The organism is Streptacidiphilus fuscans (assembly GCF_015690355.1).
GTDB lineage: Bacteria > Actinomycetota > Actinomycetes > Streptomycetales > Streptomycetaceae > Streptacidiphilus > Streptacidiphilus fuscans.
In genome coordinates this window covers 46,741-72,343 of record NZ_JADPRT010000021.1, presented here as the reverse complement: position 1 = coordinate 72,343, position 25,603 = coordinate 46,741, and the positions used below count along the sequence as shown (strand labels likewise).

General features: G+C 71.7%; 25 protein-coding genes. 15 read left to right on the top strand and 10 right to left on the bottom strand.

Going from position 1 to position 25,603, the window contains the following annotated elements:
• The first annotated feature begins 118 nt into the window (after positions 1-118).
• Entirely contained in the window at positions 119-556 is a 438-nt protein-coding gene (locus tag I2501_RS35180; RefSeq protein ID WP_196198253.1) for a DUF6325 family protein, read from the top strand.
• A 20-nt stretch (positions 557-576) separates the two neighbouring features.
• Positions 577-888, top strand: a complete 312-nt coding sequence (locus I2501_RS35175) for an SHOCT domain-containing protein (RefSeq protein ID WP_196198252.1) — start codon at positions 577-579, stop codon at positions 886-888.
• Positions 889-913: 25 nt separating this feature from the next.
• Here I2501_RS35175 and I2501_RS35170 read toward each other — a convergent pair whose 3' ends face one another.
• The 4 genes from I2501_RS35170 to hutH form a co-directional block, all read right to left on the bottom strand.
• Complete coding sequence (locus I2501_RS35170) at positions 914-1,888, bottom strand: hypothetical protein (protein WP_196198251.1); 975 nt, start codon at positions 1,886-1,888, stop codon at positions 914-916.
• A gap of 65 nt (positions 1,889-1,953) precedes the next feature.
• The gene (locus tag I2501_RS40870; RefSeq protein WP_196198250.1) at positions 1,954-2,700 is read right to left on the bottom strand and encodes a GNAT family N-acetyltransferase; all 747 of its coding nucleotides are present in this window, start codon (positions 2,698-2,700) and stop codon (positions 1,954-1,956) included.
• A gap of 11 nt (positions 2,701-2,711) precedes the next feature.
• Positions 2,712-3,707 carry a MurR/RpiR family transcriptional regulator gene (locus I2501_RS35160; RefSeq protein ID WP_196198249.1) on the bottom strand — a complete coding sequence of 332 codons (996 nt, stop codon included), beginning with the start codon at positions 3,705-3,707 and terminating at the stop codon, positions 2,712-2,714.
• 163 nt (positions 3,708-3,870) lie between these two features.
• Positions 3,871-5,457, bottom strand: coding sequence for a histidine ammonia-lyase (gene hutH / locus I2501_RS35155; protein WP_236047828.1), 1,587 nt, complete (start codon positions 5,455-5,457; stop codon positions 3,871-3,873).
• Positions 5,458-5,594: 137 nt separating this feature from the next.
• Between hutH and fdhD the strand changes: the two genes are divergently transcribed.
• Positions 5,595-6,413, top strand: a complete 819-nt coding sequence (gene fdhD, locus I2501_RS35150) for a formate dehydrogenase accessory sulfurtransferase FdhD (RefSeq protein WP_196198314.1) — start codon at positions 5,595-5,597, stop codon at positions 6,411-6,413.
• Positions 6,414-6,733: 320 nt separating this feature from the next.
• On the opposite strand, the gene I2501_RS40865 is transcribed toward fdhD, so the two are convergent.
• On the bottom strand, positions 6,734-8,464 hold the full coding sequence (locus tag I2501_RS40865) for a GGDEF domain-containing protein (RefSeq protein ID WP_328806842.1): 1,731 nt from the start codon (positions 8,462-8,464) through the stop codon (positions 6,734-6,736).
• 214 nt (positions 8,465-8,678) lie between these two features.
• On the opposite strand from I2501_RS40865, the gene I2501_RS35140 reads away from it, so the two are divergent.
• Both I2501_RS35140 and I2501_RS35135 read left to right on the top strand, forming a co-directional pair.
• Positions 8,679-9,401, top strand: coding sequence for a WXG100-like domain-containing protein (locus I2501_RS35140; RefSeq protein WP_196198247.1), 723 nt, complete (start codon positions 8,679-8,681; stop codon positions 9,399-9,401).
• Positions 9,402-9,490: 89 nt separating this feature from the next.
• Positions 9,491-10,099, top strand: coding sequence for a DUF4291 domain-containing protein (locus I2501_RS35135; RefSeq protein WP_196198246.1), 609 nt, complete (start codon positions 9,491-9,493; stop codon positions 10,097-10,099).
• A gap of 43 nt (positions 10,100-10,142) precedes the next feature.
• Here the strand turns inward: I2501_RS35135 and I2501_RS35130 are convergent, their stop codons facing one another.
• Positions 10,143-11,303 (bottom strand): adenylate/guanylate cyclase domain-containing protein, encoded by a 1,161-nt coding sequence (locus tag I2501_RS35130; protein WP_196198245.1) that lies wholly within the window; start codon positions 11,301-11,303, stop codon positions 10,143-10,145.
• Positions 11,304-11,460: 157 nt separating this feature from the next.
• A complete protein-coding gene (locus I2501_RS35125) occupies positions 11,461-12,321 on the bottom strand; it encodes a biotin--[acetyl-CoA-carboxylase] ligase (protein WP_196198244.1) in 861 nt (286 codons plus the stop codon).
• 148 nt (positions 12,322-12,469) lie between these two features.
• On the opposite strand from I2501_RS35125, the gene I2501_RS35120 reads away from it, so the two are divergent.
• The 5 genes from I2501_RS35120 (at position 12,470) to I2501_RS35105 (ending at position 16,164) form a co-directional block, all read left to right on the top strand.
• The gene (locus tag I2501_RS35120) at positions 12,470-14,065 is read left to right on the top strand and encodes an acyl-CoA carboxylase subunit beta (RefSeq protein WP_196198243.1); all 1,596 of its coding nucleotides are present in this window, start codon (positions 12,470-12,472) and stop codon (positions 14,063-14,065) included.
• Positions 14,066-14,106: 41 nt separating this feature from the next.
• Positions 14,107-14,313 carry an acyl-CoA carboxylase subunit epsilon gene (locus I2501_RS35115; protein WP_196198242.1) on the top strand — a complete coding sequence of 69 codons (207 nt, stop codon included), beginning with the start codon at positions 14,107-14,109 and terminating at the stop codon, positions 14,311-14,313.
• A 217-nt stretch (positions 14,314-14,530) separates the two neighbouring features.
• Entirely contained in the window at positions 14,531-14,656 is a 126-nt protein-coding gene (mmpB, locus tag I2501_RS40415; protein ID WP_268927034.1) for a morphogenic membrane protein MmpB, read from the top strand.
• A 34-nt stretch (positions 14,657-14,690) separates the two neighbouring features.
• On the top strand, positions 14,691-15,308 hold the full coding sequence (locus I2501_RS35110; RefSeq protein ID WP_196198241.1) for a Maf family protein: 618 nt from the start codon (positions 14,691-14,693) through the stop codon (positions 15,306-15,308).
• Between the two features lie 76 nt (positions 15,309-15,384).
• Positions 15,385-16,164: a hypothetical protein gene (locus tag I2501_RS35105; RefSeq protein WP_196198240.1), complete on the top strand. Its 780-nt coding sequence runs from the start codon at positions 15,385-15,387 to the stop codon at positions 16,162-16,164.
• Here I2501_RS35105 and I2501_RS35100 read toward each other — a convergent pair.
• Entirely contained in the window at positions 16,079-16,534 is a 456-nt protein-coding gene (locus I2501_RS35100) for a hypothetical protein (protein ID WP_196198239.1), read from the bottom strand. The two genes, I2501_RS35105 and I2501_RS35100, sit on opposite strands and share 86 nt — an antisense overlap.
• A gap of 231 nt (positions 16,535-16,765) precedes the next feature.
• Here I2501_RS35100 and I2501_RS35095 point away from each other — a divergent pair, with 231 nt between their 5' ends.
• Together I2501_RS35095 and I2501_RS35090 are read left to right on the top strand one after the other, a co-directional pair.
• The gene (locus I2501_RS35095; protein ID WP_196198238.1) at positions 16,766-18,541 is read left to right on the top strand and encodes an acetyl/propionyl/methylcrotonyl-CoA carboxylase subunit alpha; all 1,776 of its coding nucleotides are present in this window, start codon (positions 16,766-16,768) and stop codon (positions 18,539-18,541) included.
• A gap of 16 nt (positions 18,542-18,557) precedes the next feature.
• On the top strand, positions 18,558-19,637 hold the full coding sequence (locus I2501_RS35090; protein WP_196198237.1) for a bile acid:sodium symporter family protein: 1,080 nt from the start codon (positions 18,558-18,560) through the stop codon (positions 19,635-19,637).
• Between the two features lie 125 nt (positions 19,638-19,762).
• Here the strand turns inward: I2501_RS35090 and I2501_RS35085 are convergent, their stop codons facing one another.
• Both I2501_RS35085 and I2501_RS35080 read right to left on the bottom strand, forming a co-directional pair.
• Positions 19,763-20,611, bottom strand: coding sequence for a DeoR/GlpR family DNA-binding transcription regulator (locus I2501_RS35085; RefSeq protein WP_236047862.1), 849 nt, complete (start codon positions 20,609-20,611; stop codon positions 19,763-19,765).
• A gap of 172 nt (positions 20,612-20,783) precedes the next feature.
• On the bottom strand, positions 20,784-22,235 hold the full coding sequence (locus I2501_RS35080; RefSeq protein WP_196198235.1) for an NAD(P)H-quinone dehydrogenase: 1,452 nt from the start codon (positions 22,233-22,235) through the stop codon (positions 20,784-20,786).
• 72 nt (positions 22,236-22,307) lie between these two features.
• Here I2501_RS35080 and I2501_RS35075 point away from each other — a divergent pair, with 72 nt between their 5' ends.
• The 3 genes from I2501_RS35075 to I2501_RS35065 all read left to right on the top strand — a co-directional run bounded on the left by I2501_RS35075 (position 22,308) and on the right by I2501_RS35065 (position 25,596).
• Positions 22,308-22,745, top strand: coding sequence for a gamma-glutamylcyclotransferase (locus I2501_RS35075; RefSeq protein WP_196198234.1), 438 nt, complete (start codon positions 22,308-22,310; stop codon positions 22,743-22,745).
• Positions 22,746-22,898: 153 nt separating this feature from the next.
• Entirely contained in the window at positions 22,899-23,729 is an 831-nt protein-coding gene (locus I2501_RS35070; RefSeq protein ID WP_196198233.1) for a purine-nucleoside phosphorylase, read from the top strand.
• A gap of 145 nt (positions 23,730-23,874) precedes the next feature.
• Entirely contained in the window at positions 23,875-25,596 is a 1,722-nt protein-coding gene (locus I2501_RS35065) for a phospho-sugar mutase (RefSeq protein ID WP_196198232.1), read from the top strand.
• The last annotated feature ends 7 nt before the right edge of the window (positions 25,597-25,603 follow it).

Here is a 25,603-nt window from a genome sequence, read left to right as displayed (position 1 = left end):
TCTTGATGATGAAGATAGCCGTTCATCCAGCTCGCCACCAGAGGGCAGCTGTCCGTTATGACTGGCTTATATAGGTTTGGCACCTATGCTGACACGGACCAACCGAGAGGAGAGCTCCGTGGGACCCGTGGAATTCCTGGTCCTCGCCTTCCCCGGGGAGCAGATCGGCCCGGACGTCGTCGCCCCGCTCGGCGCCCTTCGCCGCGCAGGCGGGGTCCGGCTGATCGACTCGCTGGTGGTCACCAAGGCGGGGGACGGCACGATCAGCGCCTCGGAGCTGATCGACCACGAGCACCTGCGCGCGGTGCTGCCGAAGTCGGGCGCCGCCGGCCACACCGGGGACCTGGTCAACCTGATGGGCGAGGAGGACGCCGCAGAGGCGGCGGAGCTACTGGAGCCGGGCTCCTGCGCGCTGCTGCTCCTTGTCGAACACGTCTGGGCGGCGGAGGCGGCCGAGGCCTTCCGCGCCGCGAACGGCCGCGTGGCGGCCTCGGTCAGGATCCCGCCGGAGCACGTGGCCGAGGCCCGGCAGGCACTCGCGAAAGCGGAGGGGTGAGTACGGTGTTCATGCGACCGATGCGACCGGCACACCGGGTGGTCGTCCGCCCGGTGGGATCCCCACTGCTGCGCGGCGCCCTCGTCGGCGGCGCGGCCTACGCCGCGGGCAGGTCCCGCGCCCGCGCGCAGGCCGACGAAGCCGCCCAGGACCAGGCGATCGCGGACCTCCAGAGCCGACAGGCAGCGGCTGCTCACCAGCCGCCCGCGCCCGCAACGCCACTTGCGGCGGATGACGTGGCGTCAAAGCTCGCCCAGCTCGGCACGATGGTGCAGCAAGGACTGCTGACCCCGGAGGAGTTCGCGGCAGCGAAGGCGAAGCTTCTCAGCTGAGGCGGGGGCTCTGCGGGCGGGGGCGCTAGCTCAGGGCGCGCCTGCCCCGCCGCGCCGCCACCGTGAGCATGCCGCAGCCGGACACGGTTCCAACGCCCCACAGCACGGCCAGCGGCACGAGCGAGCCCCGGGTGCCGAGAGCCGGATGGAAGGGCTGATCCTCCCCGCCGGGCAGGTAGACCATGGTCACCGGCGAGCCGTCCGGCCCGGGACAGGCGCCCGTGGAGCGCAGGTCGTCGTACGAACCGTCCGGCTGCAACACGGTGCACTGGAGGTACTGCGTGCCATGGCTGCCGGTCCCCGTCCACTGCGAGTCGACGCTGCCGACCCCCTGCTGCCCGAAGCCGAGCAGCACCGCGTTCGACGCGCCCACGCCGGCCAGCACGAACGCGAATGTCGCCGCCACGTACAGCCGTCGGACCTCCCGGGCCACCGGCACGCGCCGGTGGAGTGGAGCGACGACCGCGAACCATCCCAGGATCAGCCAGACCGCGCCGATCACCAGGCCGACACCTATGTCCATCGCGGCCACGCAACTGGTGAAAAAGACCGCAACGAGAGCGAGGAGGGCCCAGCCGCACCACCACACCCCTCCCGAAACGGGCTTCCCGCCACGGGACTTCCCGGGCTTGCCCGGCTTGCCCGGCCGCGACGAGGTAGCGCCGGTCTTCGCGCGCGGGTCCTTGCTGTGCAGTCCGCGCGCCCGCAGCGCCGCCTCGAACTCGTCGGCGCTGTGCGAGGTGATCAGCCGCGACGCCTCGCCCGCGCGGGAGATGTCCTGGACGGACGCGGCCTGCGGGTAGGCGTCGGTGAAGCAGATCAGCACACTGACGGCCAGCGAGCGCCCGTACCCGTCCCGCACCCCCAACCGCCGCAGCTTCTTCACGTCGAACCCGGCCCGCGCCAGATCCCGCTCGTGCTCCGGCGTCAGCGCCGGCAGATGCGCCTCGCGCCACGCGCGCGCGTCCGCCTCCGGATCGCCGTCACGGTCCTTTCCCATTGCGTCCCCCGTCCCCGTTCAAAACGACGCCCGACGCCCCCCGGGCGTCCGACAACTCAGGGACTCTAGTGCAGGCCCTGGCTCCGGGTGAACGCCGCCGCCGCAACCTCGCGGTAGCGGAGGCCGAGGCGCTCGTAGACGCGGCGGGCCGGGATGTTGTTGTCCTCGACCATCAGCGCGACCGCGTCGTGGTCGGCGAGGCCCGTGCGGGCGAGGGTCGCGCAGAGCGGGAGGGCCAGGCCCTTGCCACGGGCGGGCGGGTCGACGGCGATGCCGCTGAGGAGGGCGACCTGCGGGGAGGCCCAGGCCAGGGCGCCCACGGCGAGGAGGCGGCCCGCGTCGTCACGGAAACCGGCCCAGTGGCTGACACCGCTGACGCCGGGCCGGGCGTAGGAGATGGGGTAGGCGCGGTCGAGAATGCCGTCGATCGCCTCGGCGTCGTCGTCCGTGAGCGGCTCCGCCAGCACCTCCGGCGGGGCCGTCTCGCGCGCGTCCATCCAGCCGAAGCGTCCGACGACCTCCAGGCCGGGGACAGCGGCGGCGACCGCCTGGATCACCGGCCGCTCGCCGAACGGGCGGAAGCTGCACGGCAGTTGGGGCAACACCTCGCGGGCGAGCGTGGCCGCTGCCTCCGGGGAGCGAGCCCAGACGGCGGCACGGTCGCGCGTCGAGATCGAGGGCGCGGCGGAGATGACCGCCTGGTCCCCCGCCCAGGCCCGGCCGCCGCGCATGCCCTGCGCGGCCCAGAGCACCAGCGGGTCGCCGTCCGTCAAGGAGACCAGTTCGTCGACGGAGAAGATCTCCCGGCTCACGCCGAGCCCTCTCAGCCGAGGAAGAGGCCGCGGCCGGCGGCCTGCTGCTCGAAGTCCTCCAACCGCTGGACCGAGTCCGGCAGTTCGTCGCACATGGCCTGGAGCAGCACCCGGCCCAGCATCATCGGGGCACAAGCGGTGTCGAAGACGAGGCTCGACCCGACCGCCGCGGGCAGCAGCAGGTCGGAGAGGGAGGCGACCGGCGCGAACGCGCTGTCCGCGACCGTGACGACGGTCAGGCCCGCGGCCTTGGCCGTGGTCAGCGCCTCCATCAGCTCGCGCGGGTGGCGCGGGAGCGCGAAGCAGATCAGGGCGGTGGCTCCGGCGACGCGGGCCTGTTCGATGCGGTCGAGCAGCATGCTGCCGCCCTCGTCGAGCAGGCGGACGTCCGGGTGGACCTTGGCGGCGAAGTACGCGAAGCCGTTCGCCTGCGCGGAGGCCGCGCGCAGGCCGAGGACGACCAGTGGCCGGGAGGCGGCCAGGATCCTCGCCGCCTCCAGCACCGGCTCGGGGTCGGCCAGCACGGAGGCGAGGTGCTGCAGGTTGGCGATCTCGGTGAGCACCGCCTGCTGCTGCTCGTTGCGGACCACCTCGCCGGGCGTCTCGCGGGCGCCGCCGCCCGCCGCACCGGGCGTCTCGCCGGGCTCGGTCAGGCCGAGCTCACGGAGCTGGCGGCGGAGCGCCGGGTAGCCGTCGAAGCCGAGCGCGACGGCGAAGCGGGTGACCGAGGGCTGGCTGACACCGGCCAGCTCGGCCACCTCCACGCTGGAGAGGAACGGCGCCTCGGCGGCGTTCCTGACCAGGCAGTGGGCGATCCGACGCTGCGTCGGGGTCAGCCGGTAGCCCTCGAACAGCTTGAGCAGCCGACTGGACGGACCGCCCGACTGGACGCCCGCCGGGACGTCGGACGCCTCGCCGAGGGTCTCGTCCAGCTTCTCGTCCGGTTTCCCTTCCGGCCTCTCGTCCGACGCCAGGATCTCGGCCGCCTGAGACGGTGTCACGCTCATGTGGGCCTCCAGCAGCCGGCCGGGATTTCAGTAGGTGCCGACTCTGCATGAACGCATGCAAAGTCGGCAAGTCCCTTCTCACCTGGCGAACGACGGGCGAAAAGGGGGTGTGAGCAGGTCCGATCATGTGCGATCAGCGCCGGTCGGAGCTGATCGCACATGATCATGCGAGCGGGCCGGTGACCTGCTCGACGGCCTCGACCAGCGCGCCGCTGCGGACGAACTGGTACGCGGCCTCCAGGTCGGGAGCCAGGAACCGGTCCGAGCCCGGACCGCCGACGCCCGCCGTACGCGCCGCCGCGACAGCAGCGGCCGTGGCCGGGGCCAGCGGGCTCTCGCCCTCGCCGGTGTGGCTGTAGGTGCGGATCTCCAGGGCACGGGCCGAGGCGACCAGCTCGACGGCGAGCACGCGGGCCAGGTTGTCCACGGCCTGCCGCAGCTTGCGCGCGGCGGACCAGCCCATGGAGACGTGGTCCTCCTGCATCGCCGAGGACGGGATGGAGTCCACCGACGCCGGGACGGCCAGCCGCTTGTTCTCGCTGACCAGCGCGGCCTGGGTGTACTGGGCGATCATCAGGCCGGAGTCGACGCCCGGGTCGTCCGCCAGGAACGGCGGCAGGCCGTGCGAGCGGTTCTTGTCCAGCAGCCGGTCGGTACGGCGCTCCGCGATCGAGCCGAGGTCGGCCGCGGCGACGGCCAGGAAGTCCAACACGTAGGCGACGGGCGCCCCGTGGAAGTTGCCGTTGGACTCGACGCGGCCGTCGGGCAGCACGACCGGGTTGTCGACGGCGGCGGCGAGCTCGCGGTCGGCGACGAGCTGGGCGTGGGTGAGCGTGTCCCGGCCCGCGCCCGCGACCTGCGGCGCGCAGCGGATCGAGTACGCGTCCTGGACGCGCGGCGCGTCGTCCTGGTGGTGGCCGGTCAGACCGGAACCCTCCAGCACCTTGGCCATGTTGGCGGCGGACGCGGCCTGGCCCGGGTGCGGGCGGATGGCGTGCAGCTCCGGCTGGAGCACCTTGTCGGTGCCGAGCAGCGCCTCCAGGGACATGGCGGCGGTGATGTCGGCGACGGTGAAGAGGCGGCCCAGGTCGGCGATCGCCATCACCAGCATGCCGAGCATGCCGTCGGTGCCGTTGATGAGGGCCAGGCCCTCCTTCTCGGCCAGCTCGATCGGCGTGATACCCGCCTCGGCCAGCAGCTCGCCCGCGTCGCGGACCTCGCCGTCCGGGCCGTAGGCGAGGCCCTCGCCCATCAGCGTCAGCGCGCAGTGCGAGAGCGGGGCCAGGTCGCCGGAGCAGCCGAGCGAGCCGAACTCGTGGACCACGGGCGTGATCTGGGCGTTGAGCAGCGCCGCCATCGTCTCGGCCACGACCGGGCGGACGCCCGTGCGGCCGGAGGCGAGCGTCTTCAGGCGCAGCAGCATCAGCGCGCGGGTGACCTCGCGCTCGACCTGCGGGCCCATGCCCGCCGCGTGCGAGCGGACCAGCGAGCGCTGCAGCTGGGCGCGGAGTTCGGGGCTGATGTGCCGGACGGCGAGGGCGCCGAACCCGGTGGAAACCCCGTACACCGGGCGCGGTTCGGCGGCCAGCGCGTCGATCCGGGCCCGCGAGGCGGCCATCTCGGCCACCGCGTCGGCGGAGAGCTCGATGCGGGCGTTGCCGCGGGCGACGGCGATGACGTCGGCCGGGCCGACGTTGGCCTTGCCGATGACGACCACGTTGTCGGCGTTGACGACGTTCTGCATATCCATATGCGAAATCACACCATGTGAATGACGCCATGACAACCGGGGGTGGGAGACGGTGCGGCGACAACCCGATCAGGCCCTCCCGCCCGCCGGGTACGGTGGAGCCGACAGTGCCGATCGAGCGACCGGAGGGTCCGCACATGGGCCGGGTGACCGAACGCCGCCGCGTGGTCCGTCTGCGCGACGGACGCCGTGACACGCGTCCCGACGCGCTGGCCGCGGAGGAGCCGCTGGAGATCCGCGTCGGCGGCCGCTCGCTGGCGATGACCATGCGCACCCCGGGCGACGACTTCGACCTGGTCGCCGGCTACCTCGTCGCCGAGGGCGTGGTCGCCTCCGGCGAGGACCTGCCGACGCTGCGCTACTGCGCGGGCACCAACGCGGAGGGCGAGAACACCTACAACGTCGTCGACGCGCGCGTCGCGGACCCGACCGCCGTCCCCGTCTCCGCGTACCGGCAGTTGCTCACCACAAGCGCGTGCGGCCTCTGCGGCGCGGAGACGGTCGACGCGGTCCAGAAGCGCCTGCGGTACGACCTGGCGGCGGACGATCTCAAGATCACCGCCGACATGCTCTACTCCTTCCCGGACGCGCTCCGCACCGGCCAGCGCGCGTTCGCCACGACGGGCGGCGTCCACGCCGCCGGACTGTTCACGGCAGAGGGCCGCCTGCTCTGCGTCCGCGAGGACGTGGGCCGCCACAACGCGGTCGACAAGGTCATCGGCTGGGCCCTGCGGGAGGGCCTGCTGCCGCTGCACCGGCACGCACTGATGGTCAGCGGGCGCGCGTCCTTCGAACTGGTCCAGAAGGCGGCGATGGCGGGCATCCCCCTGCTCGCCGCGGTCTCCGCACCCAGCGCGCTGGCCGTCGACCTCGCGACGGAGACGGGCATGACCCTCGTCGGCTTCCTCCGCGACCGCAGCGCGAACGTGTACGCGGGAGCGGACCGGATCGCCTGAGGGTCGTTGCACTACCCAGGGGCGCGGGGCTCTGCTGTTCGCTCCCGCAGGAAGTTGCACTACTCAGGGGCGCGAGGCTCTGCTGATGCGCGGCTCCGCCGCGGGGCGCGACCAGGTGGGCCGATGCTGCCGCGGGTGGTTGCACTATCAGGGGCGCGGGGCTCTGCTGATGTGCGGCTCCGCCGCGTGGGCGCGACAAGCCACCCTGCGAGGTAGAGCACCGAACGCGCAGGGCCATCCGCATGTCAGTGGTTTCTCGCGCAGTTCCCCGCGCCCCTGAGGAAGTGCAACTTCCCCGCCTGCCATAGGAACCCTCAACCTCACGGCGCGCTGACAGGCCCCGAGATCGCGACAGCGACCAGCGCCCGCAACGTCGGGCCCACCGCCGTCAGGGAGAGGGTCGACTCGTCCGCGAAGAGTTCCAGCATCCAGCCGCCCGCAGGGTTGCTCCCTCCCGCCGCGGCCATCGCGCGGTAGCCGCCGACGACGAGGACCGCCTCCTCCGCCGGGTCGTTGCCAGGCACGCCCGTGCGCATGCCGAAACTGCCGCCCCTGATCGCCTGAGCGGTGAGCGGATACGCGCCGAGGTCGAAGACCGCATCCGGCGCCTCGTTCATCGCGCGCTGCACCTGGGCGCGCGTGCTGCCGGGGCCGCGGGTCATCCTGCGGATGCCGTACCGGACGGTCTGCATCTGCGTCGTGCCGGGCGGCACGTAGGAGACCCACCACGCCACCGCGTCCAGCAACTGCGCGGCCGTCTCGGCGACAGCCGTAAGGCGGGCGACCGTGTCGGCGGTGTGGGGGTGCTCGTCCAGCACCGCCAGTGCCGCGGAGAGGAGTTGGCCCGGATCCGCCGTGTGCCGCGCGCCGCGGAATCGGCGGCGTTCGGTGCGGCGGTTGCCGCCGGGCCGCGTGCCGCTGTCGGCGAGGCTCATCGTCGGGTCGGGCAGGCTGCCGCGTCCGGCGACGACCGGCTGCGCCGCCGGGCCCGACTTGGCCCGGTACTGCGCGGCGTCGGCCAGCCGGAAGAGGCGGTCGGCGGTGGTGACCGGGCCGATCGGGTCGCCGGTCGAGGCCACCCCGCAGGCCACGCCCTCGCCCTGATCGAGCGTCAGCGCCTGCGCGCACAGCTCCTCGGCGACGCGGACCACCTCGTCGGCGCCGGGACCGGCTGCGACCAGGCAGAACTCGTCGCCGCCGAGCCGTCCGGCGACCGAGCCGGGCAGCATCGCCCCGCACAGCGACAGCTGGTTGGCGAACCGTTCCAGCAGGCGGTCGCCGAACTCGTGGCCCTTGTCGTCGTTGACCCGCTTGAGGCCGTTGACGTCGCAGACGACCAGGGAGACGACGGTGCCGTCGGCGCGGTGCTGCTCCAGCGCCTCGTCCAGGCGGGTGTCGACGGCGCGGCGGTTGGCCAGGCCGGTCAGCGGGTCGGTGAAGGCGAGGCGGCGGACCTCCTCGAACCGCTCGCTCTGCGCCAGCCCGGCGGAGATCTGCGCGGCCAGCAGGGTGCCGTAGGCGGCCTCGTCGGCGTCGAAGACCGGCTTGCCCTCGACGCGGGCGAGGTAGAGCTCGCCCCAGGCCCGGCCGCCGAGGACGATCGGCGCCACCAGGCAGCAGGCCCGGCCCCGGCGGCGCAGCGACGCGGCCCTGGCCCGGCAGTCGGGGCCGTTGGCGACGCCGCCGTCGGCGCTCTGCACCCAGGCGCGTGGCAGGCCGTCGGGGGCGAAGTCCTCGCCGAGCCCGCGTTCGGCGAGGTAGCGGGCGATCTCGGGGTACTCGCCGAGCGGGTAGGACTCGTTCTCCGGCAACTGCTCCTCGCCGGGGGCGAGCAGGCCGTCGTTGACCAGCACCCGCAGCTCGCCGCGCTCCCGCTCCCAGATCGAGATCGCGGCGAAGTCCGCGTCGATCGCGGCCCGCGCCCGACCGGCCCCGACCTGCGCGGCGTGCCGCGCGTCCGGTGCTCCGGCCATGGCCTGCGCCAACCCGACCACCGCGCGCAGGCGCAGATCGGCCAGGGGCGGCGCGGGGGCTTCTTCACTGGCCTGCACGGTGCTCGCTCCTCGCGCTTCGCTGCTTCGCCGCTCCATCGGACACAGCGTAAGGATAAAACCGACATATCCCATGCAAGCACCACAGGGCACACAGAGTCATCCGGCGCTCGAATTCTCCCGCCCCGCATGACAGACCCGGCTGCTACCGTGACGAAGAGCCGACGCTGCTCCGACCGGGTCACGGGGGACCCGACGATCAGGGGGGATCCGCATGGCAATCGAGCTGCCCGGGGAGGTCGTCTCCTTCCTCCAGTTCATCGGGGTCAACTGGCCCCAGATCAACGAGGACAAGGTCCGCGAATTCGCCTCCCACGTCCGCGAGTTCGCTCAGAACATCGACGACACGCACCAGCAGGCGACGTCCACGATCAAGTCCATGGGCCAGCACTACCAGGCGAATTCGTACGAGCTGCTGGTCTCCAAATGGGCCCACCTGTCCCAGAGCCACATGTCCGATCTGCTCGACGGCTGCAACGTCCTGGCCACCGCACTCGACGCGGGAGCGGACTACATCGTCGGCATGAAGATGGACTGCATCGGCGAACTGATCGGTCTCGCCGCGAGTTTCGTCGCCGACCAGGCCGCCGCTGTGGCCACCCTGGGCCTCGCCGAGGCGGCCGAGGCGCTGATCGTCGAGGCCGCGGAGCAGGCCGTCGACTACCTGGAGCAGCAGCTGGTCCAGTACATCATCGCCCAAGTCGTCCAGGCCGCGCTGACGCCGCTGCTGGGCGTGATCGAGAAGGCCGTCGCGGGCATGACCTACTCCGCCCTGGAGGACATGCTCGGCGTCTCCGGCTCGGGCGCGGGCGACGGGTTCATGATCCACCCGGAGAACCTCTCCACCCACGCCCAGATGTTCGCGGTCCACGCCGAGGCGGTCCAGACCCACGCCCAGAACCTCTCGGGCAAGCTCCAGGGGATGAGCTTCGAGTAGCCGGCAAGCAGCGGACGGCGGCGCCGGCACGAGGTCCGACCTCGGAAACCGCTCGACGCATGCTCGGCCGGAGTGCTTCGCTTCTCGTCATGGAAACCGTACGACCCCTGCGACAGATCCGAGCCGCCCACGACGACGACACCCTGACCGTCTATCAGGCCTATCCGCCCGCCATCGCCGACGCCGCGCTCGCCGCCGGGACGTTCGTCGCGCCGTTCAAGCGGGAGCGGATGACGTGGATCAAGCCGTCGTTCCGCTGGATGATGTACCGCTCCGGGTGGGCCGCAAAGCCGGACCAGGAGCGGGTGTTGGCGGTGCGGATCCGCCGGGGCGGGTTCGCCTGGGCGCTGGCGCACGCGTGCCTGAGCCACTACGACCGCGACCTGCACGCCTCCGCCGCCGCGTGGAAGGAGCAGCTGCGCGTGAGCCCGGTGCGGATCCAGTGGGATCCGGAGCGCTCGACCAACCAGCAGGAACTCCCCCACCGCGCCGTCCAGATCGGCCTGACCGGCGAGGCGGTCCACCGCTACGTCGACGAGTGGATCGTCTCGCTCACGGACGTCACCGACCTGGCCCACGAGACCCACGCCCTGGTGCGCGCCAGCGAGACGGCAAAGGCGGACGCCCTCATCCCCGCCGAGACCCCGTACCCGCTCCCCGAGCTCCTCCGCGCCCGGATCGGCGCCGACGAGGGCTGAGACAAGGGCTGAGACGAGGGCTGAACCGCCGGCCCGCGGAGCCTCAGGCCCCCGGCGCGCGCCGGGTGAGCAGCCACGGCTCGACCAACCCGAGGCCGCGGACCGGCCTGCGCCACATCGGCTGGAGCGCGAAGCGGTACTCCGCGTCCGGCAGCGGCGGCTGGATCGGCTCCGGGAGCGGGGTGACGCCGACCGAGGAGATCTCCTGGAGCGCGTCCGTGCCGGAAGGCTCGGCGGGGGCGACCGCGCCCTCGCGCTGGAGCGCGCGAGCGAGTTCCTCGTCGCAGAGGACGGCGTCCTTCGGCGCGATGGAGGTGAGCCGCGACGCCAGGTTGACCGTCGTCCCGAAGACGTCGCCCATGCGGGTGGTGACCGTGCCGAAAGCCATGCCGACCCGCAGCGCCGGCATGGAGTCGTCCTTGCCGAGCATCTCCACCAGCGCCAGCGCGATGTCCGCCGCCGTCGCGGCCTCGTCGGCGACGAAGAGGATCTCGTCGCCGAGGGTCTTCACCAGCCGCCCGCCGCGACCCGCGACCAGGTCGGCGCAGGTGGACTCGAAGTTCTCGACGAGCTCGCCGAGCTCCTCGTCCTCCAGCCGACGCGACAGCCGGGTGAAGCCGACCAGGTCCGCGAAGCCGACCGCGAGGCGGCCGCTCTGCATCTCCTCGTCGTTCTCCGCCTGGACCACCCGTCCGGTGACGGCGGCCAGCTGACGCCGCCACACGTAGATCAGGAACTGCTCCAGCTCCGGCAGCAGCAGCTCGACCAGCGGGTAGGCGATCTCCGCACGCGTCAGGCCCGGCTCGGACGCGGTGGTCAGGTGCTCCAGGAAGGTGTCGATCTGCCACTCGGCGAGGCGCGCCGTGGTCTGGCCGGTGGAGCGGGCGACCTGGATCGCCATCTGCTCACTGAGCAGCCCCGCCTCGACCAGGCCGGCGAGCCGCCGCAGCGCGATCACGTCGGACTCGGTCAGCGCGCGGGACTGACCGATGTCGGCGAAGCCCATCGCGCGCCAGAACCGCGAGGCCAGCTCCATCGAGACACCGGCCGCCCGAGCGGCCTGGTACGGGGTGTACTGCCGCTCGGAGTCCAGGATCAGCTGCTCCAACTGCAGCGCCACCGAATCACGGTGCTGCTGCTCGCCGTGATCCTCCCGCTCCCGGTCGCCCACCTGTCCGTCCCGTCCGTCCTCGCGACCCGCCATGCCTACCTACGACAGGCGTGTCCTTGCTCACACCTCGCTCAGTGATACTCGCACGGAATCCGTCATTCCGGGGCATCCGCCCCGGTGGACGCCGTGCAGGGCGGGCCCACCGACCACACGTCGACCCGCCGCACGCCCCGGCGCACAGGCCTCGCGCTCACGCCCCGCGCACGTGGATCACGTCGCCCGCGCTGACCGCGTGCTCCGCGCCGCTCGGCTCGCGAATCACCAGACGGCCCAGGTCGTCCACGTCGACCGCCTCGCCGACGATCTGCTTGTCGCCCGGCAGCAGCACCCGCACGTGCTTGCCGATGGTCGCGCACTGGTCCAGGTAGGCATCGCGCAGCCGCGTCGCCGACGGGTCGCCGCCGTCCGCGCACCACTCCTCGTACAGCTCGGAGAAGGTGCGCAGCAGCTCGCGCAGCAGGATCTCCCGGTCCGTCACCTGTGCACCGGCCAGCGCCAGCGAGGCGGCCGTCGGGACCGGCAGCTCGTCCTCCCGCAGCGTGACGTTGACGCCCATGCCGGCGATCACCGCGCGGCCCTCGTCGGCGAGTTCGACCAGGATGCCGCCCGTCTTCCGCTCCTCCCGGTGGCCCGCCGGGCCGACCGGGACCAGCAGGTCGTTGGGCCACTTGAGCCGCACCTCGCACTGCGCCGCGCGGCTCAGCGCACTCGACGCGGCCACGCCGACCAGCAGCGGCAGCCAGCTCCAGTTGTCGCGCGGCACGCCCGCGTCACCCGGACGGAGCAGCATCGACAGGAAGATCCCGGACCGGGCCGGGGCGGACCAACGCCGGTCGAGCCGGCCCTTGCCGTGCGTCTGCTGCTCGGCGACCAGCACCGCGCCCTCCGGCGTGCCGCGCGCGGCGATCTCGGCCAGGTCGACATTGGTGGAGCCCGTCTCGGCCACCACCACCAGGCTGTTCCAGAGCGCGCCGAGCCGTCCCGGATCACGGTTCAGCTGGGCGGCGCGCAGCGGCGGGCGGTCAAGATCGTTCCAGGGGGATTCGGTCACGGCTCAAGCGTATGACCCCTGTCACTCGCCATATCCGAGGCAAGCCGTCGTGGCTAACCTACTGATCGGAAACCCACCCGTTGGTACCGCGCACAGGCCTCCTCGGCCAGGGCCCGGTACTACCCCTCCTGACGGGAGCCGCCCCCCTATGTCCTCCGCCGACCACGCGAACGCCGACGTGGACATCCACACCACCGCCGGCAAGATCGCCGACCTGCGTCGCCGTATCGACGAGGCGGTGCACTCCGGCTCGGCGCGCGCTGTGGAGAAGCAGCACGCCAAGGGCAAACTGACGGCCCGTGAGCGAGTGCGGCAGCTGCTGGACGAGGGCTCCTTCGTCGAGTTCGACGAGTTCGCGCGGCACCGCTCGACCAACTTCGGGCAGGAGAAGAACCGCCCCTACGGCGACGGCGTGGTGACCGGCTACGGCACCGTCGACGGCCGTCAGGTCGCGGTCTTCGCACAGGACTTCACCGTCTTCGGCGGCTCGCTGGGCGAGGTCTTCGGCGAGAAGATCGTCAAGGTCATGGACTTCGCGCTGAAGACCGGCTGCCCGATGATCGGCATCAACGACTCCGGCGGCGCGCGCATCCAGGAGGGCGTGGCCTCGCTCGGCCTCTACGGCGAGATCTTCCGCCGCAACGTGCTGGCCTCCGGCGTGATCCCGCAGATCTCGCTGATCATGGGCCCCTGCGCGGGCGGCGCGGTCTACTCCCCCGCCATCACCGACTTCATCGTGATGGCCGACCAGACCTCGCACATGTTCATCACCGGCCCCGACGTGATCAAGACCGTCACCGGCGAGGACGTCGGCATGGAGGAGCTGGGCGGCGCGCGCGCCCACAACAGCAAGTCCGGTGTGGCGCACCACATGGCCTCGGACGAGAAGGAGGCCGTCGAGTACGTCAAGGCGCTCCTCTCCTACCTGCCCTCCAACAACCTGGAGGAGCCGCCGTCCTTCCCGGAGGAGGCCGACCTGGCCACCACCGCGGAGGACGAGGAGCTCGACTCGATCATCCCGGACTCGGCCAACCAGCCGTACGACATGCACAAGGTGATCGAGCACATCGTCGACGACGGTGAGTTCCTGGAGACGCAGTCGCTCTTCGCGCCCAACATGCTGACCGGCTTCGGCCGGGTCGAGGGCCACGCGGTCGGCGTCGTCGCCAACCAGCCGATGCAGTTCGCCGGCTGCCTGGACATCGACGCGTCCGAGAAGGCCGCGCGCTTCGTGCGGACCTGCGACGCGTTCAACATCCCGGTGCTGACCTTCGTGGACGTCCCCGGCTTCCTGCCCGGCACCGGCCAGGAGTGGGACGGCATCATCCGCCGCGGTGCCAAGCTGATCTACGCCTACGCGGAGGCCACCGTCCCGCTGATCACCGTGATCACGCGCAAGGCCTTCGGCGGCGCGTACGACGTCATGGGCTCCAAGCACCTGGGCGCCGACCTCAACCTGGCCTGGCCGACCGCGCAGATCGCGGTCATGGGCGCGCAGGGCGCGGTCAACATCCTGCACCGCGGCACGATCGCCGCGGCGGACGACGCGGACGCGACCCGCGCCCAGCTGATGCAGGAGTACGAGGACACGCTGCTCAACCCGTACGTCGCGGCCGAGCGCGGTTACATCGACGCGGTCGTGCTGCCGTCGGAGACCCGCCAGCACGTGGTCAAGGGCCTGCGCGCGCTGCGCAACAAGCGGGAGGTCCTCCCGCCCAAGAAGCACGGCAACATCCCGCTCTAGGTCTGCGACGCGTCGGAAGACGAGGGAGAGGTACCTGCGCGATGTCCCCCATCCGCGTGCTGCACGGGCAGCCCAACCCCGAGGAGATCGCCGCCGTCCTGGCAGTGGTCTCCGCCCGGGCGGCGCAGACATCTGCCGCCGCCCCCACGGACGAGACCACGGCGTGGCGTGACAAGGCACGCCGCCTCCAGGCTCCGCCCAAGCCGGGCCCGAACACGTGGCGGACCTCCGCCTGGGCGGGCCACTGAGGGAAGTTGCACTATCTGGGGGCGCGGGGAACTGCGCGAGCAACCAAGGATGAGCGGATGGCCCTGATCGTTCGGGGCTCTACCTCTCGGGGTGGCTTGTCGCGCAGTTCCCCGCGCCCCTGAGGAAGCTGCATGGTTACGCCCTGGTTAGAAGCACTCCAGGCAATTGAGTAGGAATACTCATGCGTCGTTCCAGCCCGTTCCACACAGTGGAGGTGTGCTCTGGTCAGACCCACCCGACGACTCGCGGTCGGAGACGCTCTTCGTCCGCGCGCTGCTGCGGCGGGCCGGGATTCTGATCGCTGTCTGCGCCTCGCTGGCGCTGATCGTGGTGATGGTCTGAGCACCCCGTGCGCCGCACTGCGTACTGTGGCCGCATGACCGACAACACCGGCAAGCGCCCCCGCCGTGCCCTCGTGCTCGCCTCCGCCTCCCCCGCCCGGCTAGGGCTGCTGCGGCAGGCGGGGATGGATCCGCGCGTCGTGGTGAGCGGTGTGGACGAGGACGCGCTGACCGCGCCCACGCCCGGCGCGCTCGCGCTCGTGCTCGCGGAGGCCAAGGCCGACGCCGTCGCCCCGCAGTTGCACGACGGGGAGGTCGTGATCGGCTGCGACTCCGTGCTGGAGTTGGACGGGGTCGCGCTCGGCAAGCCCGACGACGTCGACGACGCCCGCGCCCGCTGGCACGCCATGCGCGGCCGCTCGGGCATCCTGCAGACCGGCCACTGCGTGATCGACACCCGGACCGGAAAGCGCGCCTCCGCGACCGCCTCGACCACGGTCCGCTTCGGGACGCCGGACGACGAGGAGGTCGAGGCCTACCTCGCGACCGGCGAACCGCTGCACGTGGCAGGCGCGTTCACGCTGGACGGGCGGTCCGCGCCGTTCGTCGAGGGGATCGAGGGCGACCACGGCAACGTCATCGGACTCTCCCTCCCCCTGCTGCGCAGGCTCCTCGCCGAGGTGGACGTCCGCATCACCGACCTGTGGAGCTGACCGGCCTGTGGAGCTGAGCGCCCGCGTCGGGCATGCTCTCTGACGAGATCTCACTTCGACGTCGGGGGCCGGGGACATGAGCAGCGGCGACATATGGAACATCGTGCTGGGCGTCGTCTCCAGCGCCTTCAGCGCCGCGCTCGCGTGGGCGGTCCAGGCGTTGCTGCGGCGTCGACGCCTGGACCGCAAGCGGGAGTTCTTCGGGCTGCGGCCGGGCGGTGAGGCGCTGCTGGTGGTGCCGAGGAAGGTCGGCACCACCGACAACGACCGGATCGTCGCCCAGAACGACGTCTACGCGCTGATGGAGCTCTCCGCCCTGGTCTACGAGTGCGGTGCCCGCTACGCGGTGAAGCCCGCCAACCAGATCCGCCAAGGGATCGGCGACCGCGCCGAGTTCTGCATCGGCGGGCCGCTGGCCAACGAGCGCACCGCCGCGCACCTGCGGCTGAAGCTGCCGGGCTTCGTCCACCACCCGGAGTGGGAGGGCAAGCAGGGCAACGCCTTCGAGATCGGCGACCACCACTACGTCCGCGAGCCGGGCGTCGTCGACTACGTGCTGCTGGCCCGGATCGCCGTGGGCGAGCAGCAGCAGCCGACCTTCCTGGTCTGCGGCCAGACGGCGGTCGCCAACCTCGCGGGGGTGCGCCATCTCCGCAACAACTACCGCCGGTTGAACCAGCGCCACGGCGTGGACGGCACGTTCGCGCTGCTCTTCAAGGTGTTGCAGCCGGACAACTACGGCTCGGACGTCATCGAGCAGGTCGGCGACGTCACGCGGCAGGTGCTGCAGGAGCCGCGGGCCCTCCCGGCGACGGTTCCCGCACCGGCGGCTGCTGCGTCCCGTCCGACGGAATGAAGAGGATCAACACCAGCAGCGTCAGCGTGACCGCGAGCGGCACGAACACCCACACGCCGCTCAGCGCCAGCAGCACCGCGGCCAACAGGCCGTGCAGGACGGCGGCGAGGATCAGCACGATCCGTTCGACCTTCGTCGGCACGACGTCACGAACCGCCACACGCAGCAGCAGCGCCGCGACCAGCAGCAGGAACAGCGCGATCAGCCCGAACCCGACATAGGCGCTGGCGGCCATGGCCGACGTGGGCACCCCGGCGAGACTCATGTGCTGGTAGTCGGCCGCCTTGCCGACGACCAGGGCGACCACGGCCGAGACCCCCGCCTCCAGGACGAGCAGAACCAACGCCGCGACAGCTGTCCATCTCCGCATCCCCGCACCTTACTGAGCGGTAGTCAACTGCGGAAGGCCCTGGACAAGTCCCGAAATCACGGGCTGCGCAGCAGCCCGACAGCCGCACAACGTCGGCTCGAGCCAGGCGGCGTACGGTGGACAGGAACGGCGCTCACCGTGCGTGTGGGCAAGCTCACCACCGAGCCGGACTCGTGGGTACACCAGGAAGTTCCCTAGACTCTCCTGGGTTCTAGAAGGGAGCCACTGACTGTGCGCAAGGTGCTCATCGCCAACCGCGGAGAAATCGCCGTCCGCGTCGCCCGTGCCTGCCGGGACGCCGGAATCGCCAGCGTCGCCGTCTACGCCGAGCCGGACCGGGACGCGCTGCACGTCCGCGCGGCGGACGAGGCCTACGCCCTCGGTGGCGACACTCCGGCCACCAGCTATCTCGACATCGCCAAGGTCCTCAAGGCCGCCGCCGACTCCGGCGCGGACGCCGTCCACCCCGGATACGGCTTCCTCTCGGAGAACGCCGAGTTCGCCCAGGCCGTCCTGGACGCGGACCTGATCTGGATCGGCCCGCCCCCGCAGGCCATCCGCGACCTCGGTGACAAGGTCACCGCCCGCCACGTCGCCCAGCGCGCCGGCGCGCCACTGGTCGCGGGCACCGCGGACCCGGTCACGGGCCCCGACGAGGTCGTCGCGTTCGCCCAGGAGCACGGCCTGCCGATCGCGATCAAGGCCGCCTTCGGTGGTGGCGGGCGCGGTCTCAAGGTCGCCCGCAGCCTCGAGGAGATCCCGGAGCTGTACGAGTCCGCGGTCCGCGAGGCCGTCGCCGCCTTCGGCCGCGGCGAGTGCTTCGTCGAGCGCTACCTCGACAAGCCGCGCCACGTCGAGACCCAGTGCCTGGCCGACCAGCACGGCAACGTGGTCGTCGTCTCCACCCGTGACTGCTCGCTCCAGCGCCGCCACCAGAAGCTCGTCGAGGAGGCCCCCGCGCCCTTCCTCTCCGAGGAGCAGGTCGCTGAGCTGTACCGGGCCTCCAAGGCCATCCTCAAGGAGGCCGGCTACGTCGGCGCCGGAACCTGCGAGTTCCTGGTCGCCAACGACGGCACCATCTCCTTCCTGGAGGTCAACACCCGCCTCCAGGTCGAGCACCCGGTCTCCGAAGAGGTCACCGGCATCGACCTGGTCCGCGAGATGTTCCGGATCGCCGACGGCGAGGCACTCGGCTACGACGACCCCGAGCTGCGCGGCCACTCCTTCGAGTTCCGCATCAACGGCGAGGACCCGGGCCGAGGCTTCCTCCCGGCCCCCGGCACGGTCACCCTCTTCGCCCCGCCGTCCGGCCCCGGCGTCCGCCTGGACTCCGGCGTCGAGACCGGCTCGGTGATCGGCCCGGCCTGGGACTCCCTGCTGGCCAAGCTGATCGTCACCGGCGCCACCCGCAAGCAGGCGCTGCAGCGCGCCGCCCGCGCCCTGGCCGAGTTCCAGGTCGAGGGCATGGCCACCGCCATCCCGTTCCACCGCGCGGTGGTCGTCGACCCGGCGTTCGCGCCCGAGCTCGACGGCAGCGATGCCCCGTTCACGGTCTTCACCCGCTGGATCGAGACCGAGTTCGACAACACCATCCCGCCGTTCGCCGGTGCGGGCGCGGGTGACGCCGACGAGGAGGGCGGTCGCGAGACCGTCGTCGTCGAGGTCGGCGGCAAGCGCATCGAGGTCTCCCTCCCGGCCGGGCTCGGCGTCTCGTCCGCCCCGGCGGCGAAGGCGGCGGGCGGCAAGGCCAAGCGCCGCGCGGTCTCCGGCAAGGGCGGCTCCGCCGTCTCCGGCGACACCCTCGCCTCCCCGATGCAGGGCACCATCGTCAAGGTCGCCGTCGAGGAGGGCCAGACCGTCGCCGAGGGCGACCTGGTCGTCGTCCTGGAGGCCATGAAGATGGAGCAGCCGCTCAACGCCCACAAATCGGGCACGGTCGTCGGCATCACCGCCGAGGTCGGCGCCACCGTCACCTCCGGCGCGGCCATCTGCGAGATCAAGGACTGACGTCCGCGACCTGCATATGGAAGACCTGAACCACCGGACGACGCCCATCTCGGCCCTGCGCACCGCGCTCGGCCGGGTGGGCGTCGATCCGTATCTGCTGGCGATCCTGGCCACCGTCGGCCTGGCCGCGCTCCTCCCGGCACGCGGCGGCGCGGCGCACGCGGTCTCGGACGCGACCGAGGTCGCGATCGGCCTGCTGTTCTTCCTCTACGGCGCGCGCCTCTCCCCGAAGGCCGCGCTGGACGGCGCGAAGCAGTGGCGACTGCACCTGACCATCCTGCTCGCGACCTTCGCCCTCTTCCCGCTGCTGGGCCTGGCGGCGCAGTGGCTCGCCGCCCCGGTGCTGGGTGCGTCCCTGGCCAAGGGCGTGCTCTTCCTGACGCTGCTGCCGTCGACGGTGCAGTCGTCCATCGCCTTCACCTCGATCGCGGGCGGCAACGTCGCGGCGGCGGTCTGCGCCGCGTCGTTCAGCAGCCTGATCGGCATCGTGCTCACGCCGTTGCTGGCGGCGATCGTCCTGGGCGGCAGCGGGCGAATAGACGCGAGCTCGGTTGTCGACCTGCTGGTGCAGCTGCTGTTGCCGTTCCTGCTGGGCCAGTTCTCACGGCGCTGGATCGCGGGGTGGATATCCCGTCACAAGCCCGCGCTGACACTGGTCGACCGGGGCTCGATCCTGCTGGTCGTCTACAGCGCGTTCAGCGAGGGCATGGTCAACGGGGTCTGGAGCAGCCTTTCCGTTGTCCGGCTGGCTCTGCTGCTCGGCGTCTGCCTGGCGGTTCTCCTCGCGGTCCTGGGAGTCACCTCCGTAGCGGGCAAGCGGCTGGGCTTCGCCCGCGCGGACCGGATCGTGCTCGTCTTCTGCGGCAGCAAGAAGAGCTTGGCGAGTGGGTTGCCGATGGCGGCGGTGCTGTTCCCGGCGTCGTCGGTGAGCCTGATGGTGCTGCCACTGATGCTTTTCCATCAGGTGCAGTTGATGGCCTGCACCGTCATCGCCCGTCGGATGGCAGGCAACACCCAGGGGCGCGGGGACTCTGCAGGCGGCACGCCAGGCAACACCCAGGGGCGCGGGGAACTGCGCGACAAGCCACCCACCTAGCTGGCACGCCGAACGAGCAGGGCCATCCGCACAGGGTGGTTTCTCGCGCCCACGCGGCGGAGCCGCATGTCAGCAGAGCCCCGCGCCCCTAGCGTGCTGCAACTCCCCTCTTGCCCAAAGCAGCCTCACCGCCTGCCGGAGGCTACCGGCACGGGCGCGCGGCGCTGGCCGGGAAAGCTGGCCGGCCGGCGCGGAGCGTCCTGCGGTGTGGGGTAGGTGCTCGGTGGAGCCATCGGCGCGACGTGGACCTGGACACCGCAGTCCGCGAGAGCGTCCAGCTCGCGGGCCGCAGGCTCACCCAGCGTGGCCTGCTCGTCGGTGACCAGATGCGTGATCGCCTCGCTCGGCACCGTCTGGAACATGGTGTCGTTGCCGAGCTTGCCGTGGTCCGCCAGGACCACCACCTCCGCCGCCGCGTTGACCAGCGCGCGGTCCACGGACGCCGACAGCATGTTGGTGGTCGAGAGACCGCGCTCCGCGCTGAGCCCGCTGCCGGAGATGAACGCACGGGCGACCCGCAGCCCCTGCAAGGACTGCTCCGCGCCGCTGCCGACCAGAGCGTAGTTGGACCCGCGCAGCGTCCCGCCCGTCATCACCACCTCGACGCGGTTGGCATGGGCCAGCGCCTGGGCGACCAGGAGCGAGTTGGTGACGACGGTCAGACCGGGGACCCGGGCGAGGCGGCGTGCCAACTCCTGGGTGGTCGTACCGGCGCCGACGACGATGGCGTCGCCCTCGGCGACCATGGTCGCGGCGAGGTCGGCGATGGCGCTCTTCTCGGCGGCGGCGAGATGCGTCTTCTGCGGGTATCCGGGCTCTCGGGAGAATCCGCCGGGGAGCACCGCGCCCCCGTGCCGGCGGTCGAGCAGGCCCTCGGCCTCCAGGGCGCGTACGTCTCGGCGTACGGTCACCTCGGAGGTCTGGACGACACGCGCGAGCTCCCGGAGCGACACCGCTCCGTTTGCACGCACCATTTCGAGGATCAACTGGCGACGTTCTGCTGCGAACACGAAACAGACGGTAACGTGCACGACCGTTAGCTTTCAGGCGATTGCGCCTACTTGCTCAAAACGCCCGCAGCGGACCGGCGCATGCCTCTACACTGTGCGCCGCTCCGCTGCCGATCCGCGCTCCCCTCATGCGCCGTCAGTTGTGCTGCCCGCTCCGCTTCCGGACGTGCAGCTGGCGCGCGGCCTCGGCGATGGAGCCGGAGACCGACGGGTAGACGGTGAACGCGTTGGCGACCTGCTCCACCGTCAGGTTGAGGTCGACGGCCAGCGAGATCGGGTGGATCAGCTCGCTCGCGCGCGGCGCGACCACCACGCCGCCGACCACGATGCCGGTGCCGGGACGACAGAACAGCTTCACGAAGCCGTCGCGGATGCCCTGCATCTTGGCGCGCGGGTTGCTGCGCAGCGGCAGCTTCACGCAGACGGCGTCCATCTTCCCGCACTCGACATCCGCCGCGCTGTAACCGACGGTGGCGATCTCGGGGTCGGTGAAGACGTTGGACGAGACGGTCTTCAGGTTCAGCGGCGCGACCGCGTCGCCGAGCGCGTGGTACATCGCGATCCGGCCCTGCATCGCCGCGACGGACGCCAGCGGCAGCACGCCCGTCACGTCACCGGCCGCGTAGACGCCGGGCGCGGAGGTGCGGGAGACCCGGTCGACCTTGATGTGGCCGGAGTCGCTGGTCTTGACGCTCGCCGCCTCCAGGCCCAGGCCCTCGGAGTTGGGGATCGAGCCGACCGCCATCAGACAGTGCGAGCCGGTGATCACCCGGCCGTCGGAGAGGGTCACCTCGACCTTGTCGCCCACCCGGCGCACGGACTCGGCGCGCGAGCGACTCATCACGTTCATGCCGCGGCGACGGAAGACGTCCTCCAGCACGGTCGCGGCGTCCGGGTCCTCGCCCGGCAGCACGCGGTCGCGGCTGGAGACCAGCGTGACCTTGGAGCCCAGCGCCTGGTACGCGCCGGCGAACTCGGCGCCGGTGACACCGGAGCCGACCACGATGAGCTCCTCGGGGAGCTCCTCCAGGTTGTAGACCTGGGTCCAGGTCAGGATCCGCTCACCGTCCGGCTTGGCGTCCGGCAGCTCGCGCGGGTGGGTGCCGGTGGCCAGCAGCACGACGTCGGCGCGCAGCTCCTCGGCTCCTCCGTCGACCAGGTCGACGATGACGGCGCGCGAACCGTCCAGCGCCTGACCGCCCTCCAGGCGGCCGTGGCCGCGCACGACGGTGACCCCGGCGCGGGTGACGGACTGGGTGATGTCGTGCGACTGCGCGACGGCGAGCCGCTTGACGCGTCGGTTGACCTTGCCGAGGTCGACGCTGATGAAACGGTCCGCCGGAGCCGCGCCGCTCACGTCGTCCCGGACGACGATGCCGAGCTCCTCGTAGGAGCTGTCGAAGGTGGTCATCACCTCGGCAGTCGCGATGAGCGTCTTGGATGGCACACAGTCGGTCAGCACAGCGGCCCCGCCGAGGCCGTCGCGATCGACGATGGTCACCTCCGCGCCGAGTTGCGAGGCGACGAGCGCCGCCTCATAGCCGCCAGGTCCGCCACCGATGATCACAATCCGAGTCACGTGCCCCATTCTCCCGCACATTCATGCGCCCGTGACACAGCCCTGGGCCCGGCGTGGCCGGGCTCACGTACGCTATGGCCCATGACGCTCTATGCCGCGTACGCCAGCAACCTCGACGCGCGGCAGATGAGCCGCCGTGCGCCCCACTCGCCGCTCCGTGGAACGGGCTGGCTCGACGGCTGGCGGCTCACCTTCGGCGGCGAGCAGTTCGGCTGGGAGGGCTCGATCGCCACCGTCGTGGAGGACGAGAAGGAGCAGGTCTTTGTCGCCCTCTACGACATCGCCCCCATGGACGAGGAGGGCCTCGACCGCTGGGAGGGCGTCCCGCTGGGCTTCTACCGCAAGCTGCGGGTACGTGTGCACACCCTCGACGGCGACGTCACGGCCTGGACGTACATCCTGAACGACTACGAGGGCGGCCTCCCCAGCGCGAGGTATCTCGGCCTGATCGCCGACGCGGCGGAGTCCGCGGGCGCCCCGCACGACTACGTCATGGACGTGCGCAAGCGCCCCTGCTGAGCCGTTTTCCCCAAGGGGCCGGCTGCTGTCGCCCCCGGCGGTTCCCCGTGTGCCTCATCTGGAGGAAGCTCCAAAGCCACCCGCGACACGTCCACTCAAATGTCATCCTTTCGTGCTCTACGCGCGTAGGAGAAAACAGATATCCTCACTTGCGTGAACGCTTCCCCGCAGCCGGACGCCGGCACGAACCCCGTCAACCCGTACGACGCCGCGAAGGCCGCAGCCTCCCGGCTGCGCGAGTTGACCGGTGGGGTGGCGCACGACGTCGCCCTGGTGATGGGCTCCGGCTGGGTCCCCGCCGCTGACGAGCTGGGCGAGCCCGAGTTCGAGTTCCCCATCACCGATCTTCCGGGCTTCCCGCCGCCCGCCGTCGCCGGGCACGCCGGAAAGATCCGGTCGATCAAGATCGGCGGCAAGCGCGCCCTGGTCTTCCTGGGCCGCACCCACTACTACGAGGGTCACGGCGTCGCCGCCGTCGCCCACGGCGTCCGCACCGCCGTCGCCGCCGGGTGCCGCACGGTCGTGCTGACCAACGGCTGCGGCGGTCTGCGCGAGGGCTTCGCCCCCGGCCAGCCCGTGCTGATCAGCGACCACATCAACCTGACCGGCGCCTCCCCGCTGCTCGGCGCCAACTTCGTGGACCTGACCGACCTCTACTCCTCCCGCCTGCGCGCGCTCTGCAAGGAGGTCGACCCCACCCTGGAGGAGGGCGTCTACGTCCAGTTCCGCGGCCCGCAGTACGAGACCCCGGCCGAGATCGCCATGGTCCGCGCCATCGGCGGCGACCTGGTCGGCATGTCGACGACGCTGGAGGCGATCGCCGCCCGTGACGCGGGCGCCGAGGTGCTCGGCCTCTCGCTGGTCACCAACCTGGCCGCGGGCATGACGGGCGAGCCGCTCAACCACGAGGAGGTCCTCGAGGCTGGCCGCACCTCCGCCACCCGGATGGGCGCGCTGCTCGCCAAGGTCCTCGAGCGCATCTGACGCTCCCGCTCTCACCAACAGAGAGCCCGCAACTCGCTCAGCATGGCATCCGACGGTTCCCGCCCCGGGTGCCATGCTTTTTGTACGGCTGATTTCTTCATTCTTCACTCCACGCAACGGCAACAGGCAATGAGGACGTGACGCGATGACTGCCCATCAGGTCAACTCCGGCGACGATCTGCTCCACCGGGCCCGGACCTGGCTCGCGGAGGACCCCGATCCGGCGACCCGCGACGAACTCGCCGGTCTCCTCGCCGCCGCCGAGGGCGGCCCCGACGAAGCGTGCACCACCGCCTGGTCCGAGCTGTCCGAACGCTTCAGCGGAACGCTGCAGTTCGGCACCGCCGGGCTGCGCGGCGAGATGGGCGCCGGGCCGATGCGGATGAACCGCGCCGTGGTGATCCGCGCGGCCATGGGGCTGGCCTCGTACCTCAAGCAGCGGTCCGGCACCGGACTGGTCGTCATCGGCTACGACGCCCGCCACAACTCCGACGTCTTCGCCCGCGACACCGCCGCGGTGATGGTCGCCCAGGGCCTCAAGGCCGCGCTGCTGCCCGGCCCGCTGCCGACCCCGGTGCTCGCCTACGCCGTCCGCCACTTCGGCGCGGCGGCCGGCGTCGCCGTCACGGCCAGCCACAACCCGCCGCGCGACAACGGCTACAAGGTCTACCTGGGCGGCGACTTCGGCGGCTCGCAGATCGTGCCCCCGCACGACGCGGGCATCGCCGCGGAGATCGACAAGGTCGGCTCGCTGGACGAGGTGCCGCTGGCGGCCGAGGGCTGGGAGGTGCTCAGCGAGGCCGACGTGCTGGAGCCATACCTGGCCCGGGTCGCCTCCGTGGTCGACCCGCACGCGCCGCGCGACCTCTCCGTCGTCTACACCCCGATGCACGGCGTCGGCCGCGGCACCCTGCTGGCCGCGTTCGAGCGCGCCGGCTTCCCCGCGCCCACCGTGGTCACCGCGCAGGGCGACCCGGACCCGGAGTTCCCGACCGTCTCCTTCCCCAACCCGGAGGAGCCGGGCGCGATGGACCTCTCCTTCGCCGCCGCGGCCGAGCGCCAGCCGGACGTGATCCTCGCCAACGACCCCGACGCGGACCGCCTCGCGGTCGCCGTCGCCGACCCGAACGCGGCCGACGGCAGCGGCTGGCGGATGCTGCGCGGCGACGAGGTCGGCGCGCTGCTGGCCGCGCACCTGGTGTCCAAGCAGGCCAAGGGCACCTTCGCCACCACGATCGTCTCCTCCTCGCTGCTCGGCCGGATCGCCGAGGCGGCGGGCCTCGGCTACGAGGAGACCCTCACCGGCTTCAAGTGGCTCTCGCGCGTGGACGGTCTGCGCTTCGGCTACGAGGAGGCGCTCGGCTACTGCGTCGACCCCGAGGCCGTCCGCGACAAGGACGGCGTCAGCGCGGCCCTGCTGACGGCCGAACTCGCCGCCACCCTGAAGTCCCAGGGCCGCACGCTGCAGGACCTGCTGGACGACCTGGCGGCCACCCACGGCCTGCACGCCACCGACCAGCTCTCGGTCCGCGTCGCCGACCTGCGGCTGATCGCCGACGCGATGGCCCGCCTGCGCGAGCACCCGCCGACCGAACTGGCGGGCCTCCACGTCGACTCGGCCGAGGACCTAGAGGCGGGCTCGGACAAGCTCCCGCCCACCGACGGACTGCGCTACCACCTGAGCGGCGAGGGCGTCCGCGGCGCACGGATCGTCGTCCGGCCCTCCGGCACCGAGCCGAAGCTCAAGTGCTACCTGGAGGTCGTCGTCCCGGTCTCCTCCCGCGCCGAACTCGGAGCGGCACGCCAGCACGCGACCGAGCTGCTGGCCCGCCTGAAGTCGGACCTGGGCACGGCCGCAGGTATCTGATCACACC